Origin of the sequence: Rhodanobacter soli (genome assembly GCF_040548735.1) — a bacterium.
GTDB lineage: Bacteria > Pseudomonadota > Gammaproteobacteria > Xanthomonadales > Rhodanobacteraceae > Rhodanobacter > Rhodanobacter soli_A.
Genome location: NZ_JBEPSD010000003.1, coordinates 237,935 through 252,747, shown reverse-complemented (window position 1 = coordinate 252,747; position 14,813 = coordinate 237,935). Strand labels below are relative to the sequence as shown.

The following is a 14,813-nucleotide window of genomic DNA, read 5'->3' as shown; positions in this document are numbered from 1 at the left end:
CGAGGCCCCGGCATTGCCATGCCACGGCCAAAGCCGCACGCTTGTGCCATGGACGGATGCCCGGGAACGAGATGGCAAAGGCGCACGGAATGATCGGCAGGGCGGCGCTCATCGCGGCGGTGTCACTCGCCACCTTCGTCTCCGGTGCGTGGGGCGCCATGGCGCTGTGGTACCAGCTGCCCGGCAACGCGACCGTGCGCACACTCGGCGGCGTGCTGTGGGCACTTGCCGTGATCGCCCTTGTCGCCATCGCAACCGCCCGCCGCAGCTGGCTTCCGCTGGGTGTCTACGCGGCGATGTACGCGCTGCTGCTGCTGTGGTGGGCGAGCATCGCGCCATCCGGCACGCGGATCTGGGCCGACGACGTTTCGCGCCAGTTCACCGGCATGGTGAACGGCAGCGAGGTGACCCTCGACAACGTGCGCGACTTCGACTGGCGCAGTGACGACGACTACGACGTGCACTGGGAGACCCGCCATTACGACCTGGACCGCCTCGCCTCGGCCGACGCGGTGCTGTCGTACTGGGGCAGCCAGGCGATCGCCCACGCGATGATCTCGTTCGGCTTCGACGACGGCAGCCACGTGGTGTTCTCGGTGGAGATCCGCCGCGAACGCGGCGAGCAGTACTCGCCGATCGGCGGCTTCTTCAAGCAGTTCGAGACGGTGCTGGTAGCCGCCGACGAACACGACATCATCCGCGTGCGCACCAATGTGCGCGGCGAGGACGACTACCTGTATCCCCTGCGCATGGACAAGGCGGCCATGCGCGCGCTGTTCCTCTCCTACGTGCACGCCGCCAACAAGATGGCGGTGACACCGAAGTTCTACAACACGATCACCTCGAACTGCACCACGATCGTCTACCGTATGGCCCGGCAGATCGATCCGGGCCTGCCGCACGACATCCGCCTGCTGCTGACCGGCTACTTGCCGGAATACCTGCACAAGGTGGGCGCGGTGGATCGCAGCGTGCCGGTCGACGTCCTGCGTCAACGCGGCCGGATCACCGAACGGGCGAGAAACAGCAAGGCGGTAGACGATTTCTCGCGCGCGATTCGCAGCCGCTCGCCGTGACTTGCGCGGAGACTCCGGCTAACCAGCCAGCTCGAAACGCGTCACCCGCCGAACCGGATCGGCCTCGACCAGGCTCACCCTGACGTCGGCACCGAGCGGAAGACTCGCGCTGCCGGATACGCTGGCCTCGATCGCCGGGTCGCGCACGATGACCGTGCCCTTGCCCGGATCGTCATGGGCCACCTCGACGATCGCGCCGTTGAAGACTTCGCCCACGCGCGGGGCCAGCACGGCGGCTTCGGCCAGGTTGAGCACGGCGCTTTCGTACTGGCCGGCGCGATGGCCGGAGACCTGCATGGTGGCCGGCAGGCCCGGCAGCGCGGCCAGCGCCCACGCCGGTATCGGCTGCTTCGCGCACAGCGCCACGCAGATCTCGCCGGTGTAGCGATCGACCAGCCGGCGCAGCGGCGCGGTGGCGTGGGTGTATTGCGCAGCCAGCGCCGAGTGCATCGGCTGCGCGGGCAGCGCGCCGTCGAACGCCGCATAGCCGGCCCCGCGCAGCACGCTGGTGCAGGCGGTCAGCATCGCCACATGCACGTCGTTCGACGGATCCAGCGAACGGATGAAGCCGGGATAATCCAGCCCGGGCGGCCAGCTGATGCCGAGTGCCCGCGCGGTGACGCGCAAGCGCTCGATCGCGCGCGGATCGGCCGGCGGCAGGGTGCGCAGCAGGCCGACCTTCGCCTGCACCATCAGGTGCGCCGCGGCCATCCCGGTGAGCAGCGAGATCTGCTCGTTCCAGTCCTCGATCGGCAGGCGCGCGCGAAACGCCAGCCTCCAGCGGCCATCGACGACGCTGACTTCCTGCTCCGGCAGCGGCAGGCTGACGCCGCCGCGGGCGAACTCGCGCTGCCGGCGCAACTCGCCGATCTCGCGCAACACCGCCCACATCGGGTCGGCCGTGCCCGCGTCGATGCGTTGCTGCATGCCGGCGTAGTCGAGCCGGGCGCGGCTGCTGACCTTCGCGCGCCGCACGTCGACGGCGATGCCTTCGCCGGTCTGGTCCAGATCGATCGTCCACAACAGCGCCGGCCGCAACTGGCCGGGCAGCAGCGAGGCGGCACCTTCGGACAGCACCTTCGGGTGCAGCGGGATCTTCGCGTCCGCGCCGTACAGCGTCTCGCCGCGCCGGTTCGCCTCCAGGTCGACCGGGTCGCCGGCGCTGACGAAGGCGGCGACGTCGGCAATCGCGTAGCACACCCGATAGCCGCCATCGGTGCGTTCGACATGCATCGCCTGGTCCAGGTCCATCGAGCCGGGCGGGTCGATGGTCACCAGGGCGATGTCGCTGCGATCCAGCTCCGGCAGCCGCGGGTTCGCGGCCGCCTGCGCCGCGGCTGCCTCGACTTCCGGCGGGAACGCCGACGGCAGCTTCAAGTCGTCGTGGATGTCGCGCATGCCCTGCGCGAGCACGGGATCCCCGGCAGGCTGGATGTGGAGGCGGCGGGTGGTCGACATGGGCGATTTCCTTGCGTGGATGCCGTTCGGCAAGACGAGGCCGACGTATCGCCCCGGCCCTTGTCGCGCTCCGCAAAATATACACGTGCCGGCAGGGACTACCGCAGCCACCATGCAAGGTGTAGAAACGGCACCGTCACCCAGCCACTGAGTCGATCCTCATGACCGACATGTCCCTGCTGATTCGCCTGGCCGAAGAAGACGACGACGATTTCATCCTCGATCAGGTGCCGCGTTTCGTGGATTTCACGCTGCCGCCATGGCGGCGCCGCCACGAATGCATCGAGGGCATCCGCAACGACCTGCTGCGCCATCTTGAGGACCAGCCGGCGAACAGCTACCTGTTCGTGGCCGAGGACGAAGACGGCGAACGGGCCGGTTTCATCCACCTGCAGCGCACCGCGGACTTCTTCACCGGGCGCAGCAATTGCCATATCTCCGACATTGCGGTGGCGCCGCAGCACGAGGGGCGTGGCGTCGGCAAGGCGCTGCTGGCGCACGCCGAGACCTGGGCACGCGAGCATCAATGCCAGCTGGTGACGCTGGCGGTGTTCCCCGGCAACGAGCGCGCCCGCGCCCTGTACGAAGCCTCCGGCTACACACCCGACCTGCTGCGGCTGGCCAAGCCGGTCCGCTGAACGCGCCAACGAAAGAAGCCGCCCGAGGGCGGCTTCCTTGCGATCGGCGGAATGGAACGATCAGTTCGTGACCGCGCCGGCAGCCGCCTCGGCCTGCTCGCGCACGTCCAGCCGACGGGCCAGGCGGTCGATATTGGTCAGCGACAGCAGGTGCGCGTAGATCCAGCCGAGCACGCCCTCGCGCAGGAACTCCTGGCAAGTCTTCTCGTCCAGCGTACGCAGCTTCTCCTCGTTGACCACGAACAGGCCGTTGAGATTGATCGACTTGCCCTGCTGGCCGTCCTTGCCTTCCTTCTGCAACTGCACGTTGCGCGGCTCCAGCAGGCCGTGCTTGTTCAGCTGCTCCATGAACCACTTGGTGCGCGTCACGTTCTGCTGGAAATCGCCGAGGAAGCCCACGGCATTGGCCAGCAGCTCGCTGTCGGTGCCGTCTTCCTTGAACAGGCGCTGGCCTTCGGTCGCGTTGAAGCCCTCGTAACGCTCGTCGAGGAACACGGTGAAGTCGTCGCCTTCCTGCCCCGCCGGCTTCTCGGCCAGCACGAACGGGTAGCGGCGCACGAAGGCCGGGACATAGGTGTCCGGCGACCACTGGCCGTCGGCGTCGACGTACAGATTTTCGTTCTGGCGCAGGCCGAGCAGGGCCACCGGGCCGGCGTCGGTGACGCTGGTACCGGCGAACACGATCAGCAGGTCGCGCGCGGCGATGCCGAACTCGACGCCGGTCAGCGGCACGGAATGCGCGTTCATGGCGAACTTGACGTTCGGCACGGCCTTCATGCGCAGGTCTTTGTGCTCGACACGGTTGAGCGGTACCGGATGCTCGTAGAAAAGAACTTCAGCCACGTTGTCCACCTCTGCCCACCGCCGTGCCGGGTCACCACCAAGCGCCCCTACCAAACCCGGCGTCGGGTCTGTGTTGACTGGCAATCATATCAGTGCTTATCCGCAACGGCGACTGCCCCGCCAGGGGGCTGCTGCCCCATTTGCATGCGAATTGCAACGAAATTGTTCTATGCTGGCTCCAGACAAGCACCCTGCATTGCCTGAACGCTCTTTCGAAGCCCCTGGCTGAAGGACGATTTACATGCTGATGGAAGTGCCAAGTCGGGCCGATCTCAATGCGACCCGCGTATTGTCACTGGACGCCGCCGGCCGCATCCTCGACTGGATCAGCTGGCAGGAGGCGGTTTGCCTGTACGTCCGTGACGCGGTCGCCTGGACCCTGGGCGACCCCTGCCTCACCGTGCACGGGGGCCACAACCGCGTGCTCGGCGCGCAGAGCCTGCTGCAACTGCACCCGATCATCGCCAGCACCGGCCACTGCCGCGAGCATGCGATCGACCCGGCACCGGCACTGACCAACACCGCGCTGTTTGCCCGCGACCGCCACATCTGCCTGTATTGCGGCGAGCACTTCGTCCGCGCCGAGCTCACCCGCGACCATGTGCTGCCGATTTCCAAGCGCGGCAAGGACGAGTGGGAGAACGTGGTCAGCGCCTGCCTTGCGTGCAACCTGAAGAAGAGCAACCGCACCCCGCAGGAAGCCAACATGCCGCTGCTGGCCGTGCCGTACCGGCCGAGCTGGGTCGAGCACCTGATCCTGTCCAACCGCAACATCCTGGCCGACCAGATGGAATTCCTGGTCAGCCGGCTGCCGCGCGATCGGCGCTCCATGTCGATGACCGCGCCCGTCGCCGCCTGAGTTCAGTCGGCCGAGTCGTCCTCGCCCTCGTCGTTGTGCATGTCCCGGATGTCCTGCTCGATCGTGGACAGGCTGCCGTAGGCCTGGTGCGCCAGCTTGCAGTAATGCCTGCGGATGCGGTCCAGGTCGTCCTCGTCCAGTTCCTCCAGGTTCAGCAGCGCGTTGTGCGCATGGCTGGTGCGGATCAGTTCGTCCAGCTTGATCTGCAGCGCCGCGGTATCCCGGTTCTGGCTGCTCTGGATCAGGAACACCATCAGGAAGGTGATGATCGTGGTGGAGGTATTGATCACCAGTTGCCACGTGTCGCCATAGCCGAACAGCGGCCCCGTGGCCGCCCATGCCACCACCAGGGTGACGGCAAGGATGAACGCCATCGGCTTGCCGGCCTGACGCGAGGTGCCCTCGGCAAAGCGGCGGAACAATTTGCGCACGGACATGACGAATTTCCCGTATCTGAAGAACCCTGCCCAGCGTCTCCGCACGAGCGTGTGTGCCATGTGGAGAACCCCCTGCGGCGGCCTCGTCCTCGTCCGTTCACATGTCCGCCCTTGCCCCGCCCCGCCGCTGGACCAACAATACGCGGATGAACGACCTTTCCCACTACCCCCACCTGGCGTCGATCGAGACGCCGGCCGACCTGCGCCGCGTACCCGATGACGAACTGCCCGCCGTCGCCGAGGAGTTGCGCCAGTACCTGATCGAGGCGGTGGCCAGCTCCGGCGGCCACTTCGGCGCGGGCCTGGGCGTGGTGGAACTCACCGTGGCGCTGCACCACGAATTCGACACGCCGCACGACCGCCTGGTGTGGGACGTGGGCCACCAGTGCTACCCGCACAAGATCCTCACCGGCCGTCGCGACCGCATCACCACGATCAAGAAGAAGGACGGCCTGGCGCCGTTTCCGCGGCGCGAGGAGAGCGAATACGACACCTTCGGCGTCGGCCACTCGTCCACCTCGATCTCGGCCGCGCTGGGCATGGCGCTTGCCGCGCAGCGCAAGGGCGACCACCGCAAGGTCGTCGCGGTGATCGGCGACGGCGCGATGACCGCCGGCCTGGCGTTCGAGGCGCTCAACCACGGCGGCGACGCCGAGCCGGACATGCTGGTGGTGTTCAACGACAACGGCATGTCGATCAGCGAGAACGTGGGCGCGATGACCAAGATGATGGCCCGCGCCATGGCCAGCCGCCGCCTCAACCAGTTGCGCGAGCGGGCCAAGCGGGCGATCCCGAAACAGTCCTTCATGGGCCGCTTCTTCAAGCGCTGGGAGGAACACGCCAAGGGCATGTTCGTGCCGTCGACGCTGTTCGAGGAACTGGGCTTCCACTACACCGGGCCGATCGATGGCCACAACATTCCGAAACTGCTGCAGGCGCTGCGCACGGTGAAGAACCTGCCCGGACCGCAGCTGCTGCACGTGATCACCACCAAGGGCAAGGGCTACGCCCCGGCCGAACAGGCGCAGATCGAGTACCACGCGGTGGGCCCGTTCGACCCGCAGGCCGGCGTGGTGAAGAAGGCCGCGCCGGCCAAACCCACCTACACCGACATCTTCGGCGACTGGCTGTGCGACCAGGCCGCCGGCGACGACCGCTTGTTCGGCATCACCCCGGCGATGCGCGAAGGTTCCGGCCTGGTGCGCTTCTCCCGGGAATACCCTGAACGCTACTTCGACGTGGCGATCGCCGAGCAGCATGCGGTGACGCTGGCCGCCGGCATGGCTTGCGAAGGCGCCAAGCCGGTGGTGGCGATCTACTCCACTTTCCTGCAGCGCGCCTACGACCAGGCGATCCACGACGTGGCGCTGCAGAACCTCGACGTCACCTTCGCGATCGACCGCGCCGGCGTGGTCGGGCCGGACGGCGCCACCCATTCGGGCAGCTTCGACCTCACCTTCCTGCGCTGCCTGCCGAACATGGTCATCATGGCGCCAGCCGACGAGAACGAGTGCCGCATGATGCTCAGCACCGGCTTCCACTACCACGGCCCCGCCGCCATCCGCTATCCGCGCGGCACCGGCCCCGGCGCCGCGATCCATCAGGAACTCGACACGCTGCCGATCGGCAAGGCCGAACTGCGCCGGCGCGGCCACGGCCTGGCCCTGCTCAGCTTCGGCGCGATGCTGGCGCCGGCCGCCACGATCGCCGCCGAACTGGACGCCACCCTGGTCAACATGCGCTTCGTGAAGCCGCTGGACGAGGCGCTGATCGTGGAACTGGCGCAGACCCACGATGCCTTCGTCACCCTGGAAGACAACGCGGTCGCCGGCGGCGCCGGCTCCGCCGTGGCCGAATGCCTGGCCGCGCACGGCATCACCCTGCCGATCCTGCACCTGGGCCTGCCGGACGTCTATCTGGAACACGGCAGCCGCGAGGAAGTGCTGACCATGGCCGGCCTCGACCTGCCCGGCATCCGCCACGCAATTCGCGCGCGCTTCCCGCAGGCGGGCCTGCTGAGCCAGGCAAACGCCTGAACCAGTCACCTCATTGAGGCTACGGGCGGCGGGAAACTGCCTGAGTCCTCATGCGTGCCGATGCAGGTATCGCGTACCTGCCGAAGATCTCGCCTACACACCGGGGGCGGACGCATGGCGCAGGGAGCGCCATCGGCCTACAGCGCTTCTGTGAACAGGTACGGGATATTTGCCGAGGTCGTTGGGTTACCTTGCGGCGCAGGCACATGAATCGTGCACACAAGGATGGTCGATGGGCGGGATGCTCGACTCGTGGCAACAACTGGAACGCTGGGCAGGCCGACACACCTCCGGCATCCGTGGCGAAGCGAAACTGATATCGGCACGTGCCGACAGCCTGCAACAGGCGATCAGGCTTTCCGAGGAACTGGCGGTTTACCGGATCCTTCGCGACTTCCGCGAACTGGATCTTCAGGGTGTCGTGAACGACATCGTCGAAGTGCTGCGCCAGTGCCTCATCGTCATGCTCGCCACCACCGGTGGCGGCGCACTGATCGGCGGCATCGCCGGAGGTGTCGGCGGTGCCGGGGTCGGGGCGATTCCGGGTGTCGTCGTCGGCGCAGGCGCCGGCGCGCAGGTCGGCGAATGGATCCTCATCGCCATGGGCCTGAAGGCACTGGCCGAATATGTCGTCAAGGACATGCCCGGCATCGCCCGCGACTACTGGGCCGGCATCCGCCAGGCCTGGCTGGCCGCGACCCCGCCACCGCTGCCGCAACAACCGGTCCGCGTCGACCGACTCGCCGTCTGCCACGCCGCCGAAAAAATCGCCCGCGCCCACGTCGCCGTCTTCGTCCTCCTGCTGATGGGCATCGTCGCCTATCTCGCCAAAGGCCGCGGCAGCATGGGTGAACTCGCCGAGGGCGTGCGCGGCAGCAAGGTCGGCCCGAGATTCGCGGAGTGGATGGTCCGGAATGAGGGGAAGCTCAAGGCGGAGCCGCGACTACAGTCAAAAGTAGCCGACGCTCCGAAAGAACCAACAGGTCCGGCCACTACAAGAAGCAACCCAACAAGACGTCCACCCCACTCCCCGACGAATAAGCCGGCACCGGTAGTCGAGGAGAAGCCACCATTCCGTGGCACTATCAAGTACCGCTCGGCCAAAGACGCCAATACGGAGTTGTTTGACAGAGGAATTGCTGATCCGGCCCATCCTCCATTCAAGGTCGGAACGCAGGTAACAGACCGCACCATGATGCCTGGTGAGAAGGTCAATATGCTCATCGACGATGACCAACTGCAACTCTTGCAGGATCCAGCCTCGGCATACGGTCTTGGTCGCTGGGGATCCCTGGAAAGTTTCACCAGTCAGTCGCAGGGCCTTGAGCGCATGGCCATTACGAGTGGACCCGGCGGCTTCAAGCCTAACGGAGTGCAATATCAGATTGAGCTGCAAGCCTTGAAGCCCATCCGCGTGCTCGAGGGTACGGCCGGCCCGCAGGGAACGCTGGCCGGAGAAGGACAACAAACTTTCCTTGATGTGGACGCAGCAACGCGACGAAGCCTACTCAAAATCATCAAGATCACGCCGCTACCGAAGCCCTAGAGAAACAGGTACATGATCCACAACTTTCTTTTCATTCTGAACAATGGCCTCAAGACCAGAGTCGGCGAGTACTTTCCATCGGTGCCGATACTTGACCAGATCAATGACCCCGCGTTCCACCCAAAAGCCTACGAGTGGGAAAACGATGGCCAAACATATACACGGTTGATCGATGGAAACACGACTCTGACCGCGCGGCCTCTTCCCGGCGGAACTGGTGTTGTCGTTCTTCAGAGTGCCCAGGTCTATGGCGCCGATAATGTTGTCATCCTCGACCCGACAAATGAACCGCGTCAGCGCATTGTCAATCCGTATCAGAACTCAAGGTTCTTCATGACTGGTGACCAGTTCTGGTTCGATGCGATCAAAGTAGGGGAAGAGGAGGTTCTCTTAAACATACAAGTGCACCGCAAACTTGCCGGAAAGCCGTACGACGCTTCGCCGATCTACGAGGCCAGCTATGATCCGGCGACATGGAATTTAAAAAAGCTCGAATGGAAGCCCGCAACATAAGGCGGTGCCAGCTGAAATATTCCACTCGCCCCATTCCCGGATACCGCGCCCAAATATCCGAGCACTTCAATGTAGCGAAAGCTGCCTCATGATCGATCGTGACAGAGCATTGGCTTCAATCAGGAAATCGCTGGCATTGCTCGCCATTCGCGCGATCCAAAATCCCGGTCACGGGGTCTATATCCACGCCGACGAGCAGCTCACCCGCATGCTGATGGAGCTTGGCTATTCCTACCTGCCAACCGCACCCGAACGCGAGTGGGTTGATATAGGCCTCATGGCAGTCAAGGAGCTCGACGACATGGATTCCGAGTTTGCCAATGCACTGATGAAGGCTGACTACGATTTCAAGCACGCGAAATAGTTGCCGCCACTCACCCGATCGCGCGACTCCAGATCCTGCGCCGTGAATACCTCGGTGTAGCCGGCCTCGGTGAGCAACGCGCGGGCGGCGGCGCCCTGGTTCCAGCCGTGTTCGAACAGTAGCCAGCCGCCGGGGTGCAGGTGGGCGGGGGCGTCGCGCACGATGCGGCGGATGTCGTCGAGGCCGTCGGGGCCGGAGGCGAGCGCCGTGGGTGGCTCGAAACGCAGGTCGCCTTGCGCCAGGTGCGGGTCGGCGGCTTCGATGTACGGGGGGTTCGAGACGATCAGATCGAAGTGCTGGCCGGCGAGTGGCGCCAACCAGTCGCCGTGCACGAAGGCGACGTTGCCGATGGCGTGGCGTTGCGCGTTGCGCTGGGCGACGGAGAGTGCGGCGGCGCTGGTGTCGCTGGCGACCACCCGGGCACGCGGCCGCTCGCGCGCAATCGCCAGCGCGATCGCGCCGCTGCCGGTGCCGAGGTCGGCCACGTTGCAGGCAGCGACGAGCGGCAGGCGCTGCAGCGCCAGCTCGACCAGCAGCTCGGTTTCCGGGCGCGGGATCAGCGTGGCCGGGGTCACCTCCAGATCCAGCGACCAGAAGCCGCACCGACCGGTGATATAGGCCACCGGCTCGCCCGCGGCGCGGCGTTCGACCAAGGCGGCATAAGCCGTCTGGACGTCCATATCCGGCACGTCGTCGGCGTGGGTGAACAGCCAGCTGCGCGGCTGCTGCAGCACGTGCAGCAACAACAGCTCGGCGTCGACGCGCTCGCCCAGCCGATCGGCCGCAGCAGCCAGCATGCCGCGGACATCAGGCATGCGGCGGCTCCGTCGCCGATGGTGGCAGTTGCGGCGGCGCCACGCCCGGCTTCGGCGCAGGCTTGCGCCAGTAGCCGCCGCGCGTCCACGCGTCGAATGCCCAGCGCAGCCAGTCGATCAGCGACCATGCCAGCCACAGCGCCCACGCCAGCATGGCCAGCTTGTACACCCACAGCGAAACGCTGAGCACGCCGGCACCGGGCAATGCATTGGCGCTCTGGTCGGCGAGCCAGCGCAGGTTCCACGCATGGGATGCGTTGCCGGCCACGTGCATGTCCGGCAGGCCGAGCAGGCCCTTCGGTACCGCGCCGATCAGCACCGCCAGCGCCAGCAGGGTGAGCAGCGCGAGGCCCAGCTGCATCAGGTTGAACTTCGTGCTGCCCAGTTGCTCCGACGGCGTGCTGCGCGCGCGCAGGCCCAGCAGGATCAGCCACGCCACCACCAGCGCGTAGGCGCTCCAGGCGAACGCGGAGAAGCCCAGCCCGAGCAGCAGCCAGTGCCGGAAGCGCAGCGGCGTCGGCGCGTAGCGCGCCAGCAGCCACGCGGCGAACAGCAGTACGACCAGCTGTGACCAGTACAGCACCGCCGGACCAGTGGTCGGCCCCCACGTCCACAGTACCCAGCGATCCTGCGGCAGCTGCAACGCGAGGTCGACGTTCGCCACCGGCGCGTGCAGCGCAAACGCCGGTGTGCGCGTGCGCGCAGCGACACCGTGCGGCTCGCGCAGGCGCAGCGTGTAGCCGTGTTCGCCGGGCAGCAACGGCAGGCTCAGTTTGCCGTCACGCACGGCCAGGTTGATCGACTCGCCGTCACGATTCGCATCCAGCAACTCGGCACCGGCCGGCAGGCTGATCGCGTGTTCGCCGCCACGCGTGCTGCGCGCGCGCAGGCTCAGCGTGGTTTCGGTGGCGCGTTCGCCGGCGCGGCTGGTTACCTGCACGCCGTCGAACGCCAGGCTGTCGCCAGCGATCGCCACCGGCTTGCTGAAGGCCAGTTGCAGGCTTTCGCCGGGCAGCGGCTGGTACAGCAGCCCGTCATCGCTGGCGCTGGTCGGCACGCCCTTCGCGTCCACGTGCCACATCGGCGCGGCGTGGATGGCCCACACCTCGGCACGCTCGCCCAGCGCCGGCGCCTGCAGCGCCAGCTTCGTCGCGTGATCGAGCCGGCTGCTCCAGCTCACCTCGTCACTGTTCGCGTTGAAGGTGACGCTGATGCGGCCATCCTTCACCAGCACGTCGTCGCCCAGCGGATGCTCGCCCGGCAGCAGCGGCAGCGTGACGCTGAAGCCGCCATCCTGCGGGGCGATGCGCTCGACCGTGTTCTCGACGGTCCAGTCGACGCCCAGTTGCAGGCTGCGGGTCAGCCGCACATAGGGCGGGAAGTTCTGCACGGGCGGCAGGTCCTTGCCGTCGGTGGCCGTGCGCGTGCGCTGCAAGGCAATGCTGTCGCCCAGCGGGCGGCCGTCGTCGACGCCGGCCAGCGACCAGCCCTGGCCGCTGAAGGCGATGCGCTGCGGGCGCAGCACAAAACGCAAGCTGGCGTTGTCCGTCGCGCCGATGCGGTAGCGCAGGCTGATCCGATGCACGCCGCGGTCCAGCCGCAGCAGCAGCTGATCGCCGCGACGGCTGAGCGGTGCATTCGCACGACCGTCCACGCCGACATCAAGCAACTGCAGCGCGTCGTCGGCTTGCGGCAGCGGTAGCGCGACCGCGGCGCCGATATGCGCCTCCAATGCCACCTCCAGCGTGTCGCCGCTGGCCAGCAGTTGCGCCTGTGCCACGGCGGCGCAGGCCGGCGCGCACTTCGGCGCCTCGGTCAGCCGGTCGCGCAGCTGGTTCAGCAAATCCTGGCTGGGCAGGCTCTGCGCATGCACGCCCGCGGGCAGCAGCGCGATGGCCAGCAAGGCGGCGCTCACCGCACCACCACCGCGCCAGTCGCGCCAGCGTCCACGCAGAGGCGTCAGCAACAGCGGCACCAGCTTCGCCAGCAGCAGCGCCAGCAGTCCCACCATGACCACCCGCAGCAACCGCACCAGCCACGCCGGCGCGATCACCAGCCGCGTGCTCTGCTCCGCGGTCACCGGGCCGGACCAGCCGAGCCGGTAGTCGTTGCCCTGGTTCCAGCTCGGCATGCCGGCGCCGGCCTGGATCACGCTGCGGCTGTCGACCTGGTTGCTCACTTGTGCGGCCACGGAGTTCGCCCCGCGCGCCACGGGATAATCCGCAAGCGACCCGGCCACAGTGTTGCTGCGGTTCCTGACCGAGGCCACGTCGACCGCTTGCAATGATGCGGCGGTCACGTTCGATGACATCTCTTCGACTGGTGGTGCTGGTGCTGGCTGCGCCGGAGGTGGCACCACCTGCATGACGATTTTCGGCGGCGACTGCTGCTTCATCTTCATCTGCGCATTCGCATAGACCTCTTCCTGCGCCGCCTGCTCGGCGTAACTCGCCGAAACGACCCGGCTCTGGCTTCCGCCTTCCAGTTGCGGATGCAGCGCGTACTGCAACTGCGCCGCGGCGAACGGCAGGGTCCACAGCACCGCCAGCGCGAAGATCGCCACCGCGCCGGCGCGTGCCGCCGCGCGCAGCCGGCCTTCCGGCAACGCACGCAGCAGCAGCGCCAGTGCCAGCGTCACGGCCAGCGTCCACAGCGGCGCGGCGCTCTCGTGCTGCGCCAGCGCCAGGTAGCCGGCGGCCAGCAGCGCCCACGGCCAGCCGAGCAGGCGCCCGGCCAACAACGCGATCAGGGCCACCACGAACAGGTCGAGCAGGCTCCACTGGCCGACCCACGAATCGGGCGAGCGGTCTACGCCGATCGCGCCGAGCAGGCGGTAGCCATGCGGCAGGTGCAAGGTGGCGTTGATGCTTTCCAACGGCAGCTGCCAACCGGCGCTGGGAATCGCGCCGCGATGCATGGGCAGGCGCAGGCCGGCATCGAGGTCGAGCTGCTGCTCGCGCAACTCGACGCCGCTGCCGCCGCCCTCGCCCTTGCTGACCAGCAGCGGCTCGCCGTCCTGGCTGGCCCGCTGCAACTGCCACGGCGCCGCCACGTCAAGGCGCTGGTGATGGCGCAGCTCGCCGCTGAGGCGGTCGGCCACGCTGAGGCCGCCGCCATCGAAGTCCAGCCACAGCTGGCGTTGCAGGTGCAGTTGGTCGCCCTTGCCGCCCTCGTCGCCGCGCGTGCCCTGCTCGATCGCCAGGCCCATGCCGTCGTCCAGCACGAAGGCCGGCAGCTCGCGCCACTCGCCCGGCACGCCAGCCTGGGCCGCGTCGGTGGCGTTGCCTTCCACGCGGGTATTGCGCAGGGCGGGAGCATCGTCGTAACTCCAGATCTCCTGCCGCGGCCACGGTGCCGCCGGCAGCTTCAGCGCCACCTTGCCCAGCGGGGCGACGCCGCGCGCGGCAAGCGTGACCGTCCACTGACCCGGCCGCAGTTGCACGCGCAGCTGGCCGTCATTCTCCAGCCGCGCCGGCAGGTCACCGGACAAGGCGGTGGCCACAAAACCTTCCGGCAACACCGGACCGAGCGATTGCTCGCGCGCACTGCCGGTGACGTTGAACTGCAGCTGCGTTTCCAGCGTGGCCGGCAGGCCATCGGCAAGGCGGCGATAGACGCGCAACGACAGCGCATCGGCGGCGCGCTGCGCGGCGGCGGCCTCGCCCAGGGTGAGCTGGTCGCCGTTGCGTTCGAGACGCGTCACCGCCGCACCATCGACACTCAATGCCACCAGCCCGATGGTCATCGGCATGCGCAAGCGTGCCGGGCGCGCTGTCCACGGCAGCATGCCGCGCAACTGATAGTCGCCGGGCGTCAGCCACAGCATCGGCTGACCGGCGTGCTGCAACACGGTCGCCGGCTGGTTGTTCGCGACGACCTGCTGCGGCCAGCTCTTCGCGTCACCGGGCAACGCCACCCAGCTCGGCGCATCCACGTGGACGTCCAGGCTGAAGCGGCCGCCGTCCTTGCCGGCATCGAGGATCAGCCGACCGGGCCAGGCGCATTGACGGCTGCCGGTGTTCGGTGCCTGGGTGGCGAGGAAGGGGCAGTCGTGCTGCGGCACGTCGTGCAGCACCCAGCCCTGCCAGTCGCGCAGCGGCGGCGGTACGTCCTGCGCCGGCAGCGGCGCCGCCAGCAGCCACCACAGACCCAGCAGTCCGAGCGTTCGAGCAAGCATGCAGTTCTCCCTGTGTGCCGTGCGGCCGGCACAGTGTAAGTGGAACACGGC

The 14,813-nt window shown here is 67.4% G+C and carries 12 protein-coding genes; 7 read left to right on the top strand and 5 right to left on the bottom strand.

Annotation, left to right across the window (positions count from 1 at the left end; all coding sequences use genetic code 11):
* The first annotated feature begins 71 nt into the window (after positions 1-71).
* Positions 72-1,076 (top strand): Lnb N-terminal periplasmic domain-containing protein, encoded by a 1,005-nt coding sequence (locus tag ABIE04_RS15175; protein ID WP_354552053.1) that lies wholly within the window; start codon positions 72-74, stop codon positions 1,074-1,076.
* An 18-nt stretch (positions 1,077-1,094) separates the two neighbouring features.
* On the opposite strand, the gene ABIE04_RS15170 is transcribed toward ABIE04_RS15175, so the two are convergent.
* Positions 1,095-2,534: an RNB domain-containing ribonuclease gene (locus ABIE04_RS15170; RefSeq protein ID WP_354552051.1), complete on the bottom strand. Its 1,440-nt coding sequence runs from the start codon at positions 2,532-2,534 to the stop codon at positions 1,095-1,097.
* A gap of 161 nt (positions 2,535-2,695) precedes the next feature.
* On the opposite strand from ABIE04_RS15170, the gene ABIE04_RS15165 reads away from it, so the two are divergent.
* On the top strand, positions 2,696-3,172 hold the full coding sequence (locus tag ABIE04_RS15165) for a GNAT family N-acetyltransferase (protein WP_354552049.1): 477 nt from the start codon (positions 2,696-2,698) through the stop codon (positions 3,170-3,172).
* A 60-nt stretch (positions 3,173-3,232) separates the two neighbouring features.
* Here ABIE04_RS15165 and ABIE04_RS15160 read toward each other — a convergent pair whose 3' ends face one another.
* Entirely contained in the window at positions 3,233-4,015 is a 783-nt protein-coding gene (locus tag ABIE04_RS15160) for a SapC family protein (protein ID WP_354552046.1), read from the bottom strand.
* Positions 4,016-4,256: 241 nt separating this feature from the next.
* Here ABIE04_RS15160 and ABIE04_RS15155 point away from each other — a divergent pair, with 241 nt between their 5' ends.
* Positions 4,257-4,874, top strand: a complete 618-nt coding sequence (locus tag ABIE04_RS15155; RefSeq protein ID WP_354552044.1) for an HNH endonuclease — start codon at positions 4,257-4,259, stop codon at positions 4,872-4,874.
* Positions 4,875-4,876: 2 nt separating this feature from the next.
* Here ABIE04_RS15155 and ABIE04_RS15150 read toward each other — a convergent pair whose 3' ends face one another.
* Positions 4,877-5,311: a low affinity iron permease family protein gene (locus tag ABIE04_RS15150; RefSeq protein WP_214557652.1), complete on the bottom strand. Its 435-nt coding sequence runs from the start codon at positions 5,309-5,311 to the stop codon at positions 4,877-4,879.
* 146 nt (positions 5,312-5,457) lie between these two features.
* Here ABIE04_RS15150 and dxs point away from each other — a divergent pair, with 146 nt between their 5' ends.
* From dxs to ABIE04_RS15130, 4 genes are all read left to right on the top strand, one after another.
* Positions 5,458-7,347 carry a 1-deoxy-D-xylulose-5-phosphate synthase gene (gene dxs / locus ABIE04_RS15145; RefSeq protein ID WP_354552040.1) on the top strand — a complete coding sequence of 630 codons (1,890 nt, stop codon included), beginning with the start codon at positions 5,458-5,460 and terminating at the stop codon, positions 7,345-7,347.
* 241 nt (positions 7,348-7,588) lie between these two features.
* Positions 7,589-8,893 carry a DUF6861 domain-containing protein gene (locus tag ABIE04_RS15140; RefSeq protein WP_354552038.1) on the top strand — a complete coding sequence of 435 codons (1,305 nt, stop codon included), beginning with the start codon at positions 7,589-7,591 and terminating at the stop codon, positions 8,891-8,893.
* Between the two features lie 12 nt (positions 8,894-8,905).
* Positions 8,906-9,406, top strand: a complete 501-nt coding sequence (locus ABIE04_RS15135) for a hypothetical protein (RefSeq protein WP_354552035.1) — start codon at positions 8,906-8,908, stop codon at positions 9,404-9,406.
* An 88-nt stretch (positions 9,407-9,494) separates the two neighbouring features.
* Positions 9,495-9,770 carry an immunity protein Tsi6 family protein gene (locus tag ABIE04_RS15130; RefSeq protein WP_354552033.1) on the top strand — a complete coding sequence of 92 codons (276 nt, stop codon included), beginning with the start codon at positions 9,495-9,497 and terminating at the stop codon, positions 9,768-9,770.
* On the opposite strand, the gene prmC is transcribed toward ABIE04_RS15130, so the two are convergent.
* Positions 9,746-10,585, bottom strand: coding sequence for a peptide chain release factor N(5)-glutamine methyltransferase (gene prmC, locus ABIE04_RS15125; protein ID WP_354552031.1), 840 nt, complete (start codon positions 10,583-10,585; stop codon positions 9,746-9,748). The genes ABIE04_RS15130 and prmC overlap by 25 nt on opposite strands.
* A complete protein-coding gene (locus ABIE04_RS15120) occupies positions 10,578-14,762 on the bottom strand; it encodes a hypothetical protein (RefSeq protein WP_354552029.1) in 4,185 nt (1,394 codons plus the stop codon). The genes prmC and ABIE04_RS15120 overlap by 8 nt, the downstream gene beginning before the upstream one ends.
* Positions 14,763-14,813 lie beyond the last annotated feature (51 nt).

What these genes read in the sequence shown, in the direction of transcription:
- ABIE04_RS15175 (WP_354552053.1), top strand. Translation starts at nt 72, where the DNA reads ATGGCAAAGGCGCACGGAATGATCGGCAGGGCGGCGCTCATCGCGGCG.
- ABIE04_RS15170 (WP_354552051.1), bottom strand. Translation starts at nt 2,534, where the DNA reads ATGTCGACCACCCGCCGCCTCCACATCCAGCCTGCCGGGGATCCCGTG.
- ABIE04_RS15165 (WP_354552049.1), top strand. Translation starts at nt 2,696, where the DNA reads ATGACCGACATGTCCCTGCTGATTCGCCTGGCCGAAGAAGACGACGAC.
- ABIE04_RS15155 (WP_354552044.1), top strand. Translation starts at nt 4,257, where the DNA reads ATGCTGATGGAAGTGCCAAGTCGGGCCGATCTCAATGCGACCCGCGTA.
- ABIE04_RS15150 (WP_214557652.1), bottom strand. Translation starts at nt 5,311, where the DNA reads ATGTCCGTGCGCAAATTGTTCCGCCGCTTTGCCGAGGGCACCTCGCGT.
- dxs (WP_354552040.1), top strand. Translation starts at nt 5,458, where the DNA reads ATGAACGACCTTTCCCACTACCCCCACCTGGCGTCGATCGAGACGCCG.
- ABIE04_RS15140 (WP_354552038.1), top strand. Translation starts at nt 7,589, where the DNA reads ATGCTCGACTCGTGGCAACAACTGGAACGCTGGGCAGGCCGACACACC.
- ABIE04_RS15135 (WP_354552035.1), top strand. Translation starts at nt 8,906, where the DNA reads ATGATCCACAACTTTCTTTTCATTCTGAACAATGGCCTCAAGACCAGA.
- ABIE04_RS15130 (WP_354552033.1), top strand. Translation starts at nt 9,495, where the DNA reads ATGATCGATCGTGACAGAGCATTGGCTTCAATCAGGAAATCGCTGGCA.
- prmC (WP_354552031.1), bottom strand. Translation starts at nt 10,585, where the DNA reads ATGCCTGATGTCCGCGGCATGCTGGCTGCTGCGGCCGATCGGCTGGGC.
- ABIE04_RS15120 (WP_354552029.1), bottom strand. Translation starts at nt 14,762, where the DNA reads ATGCTTGCTCGAACGCTCGGACTGCTGGGTCTGTGGTGGCTGCTGGCG.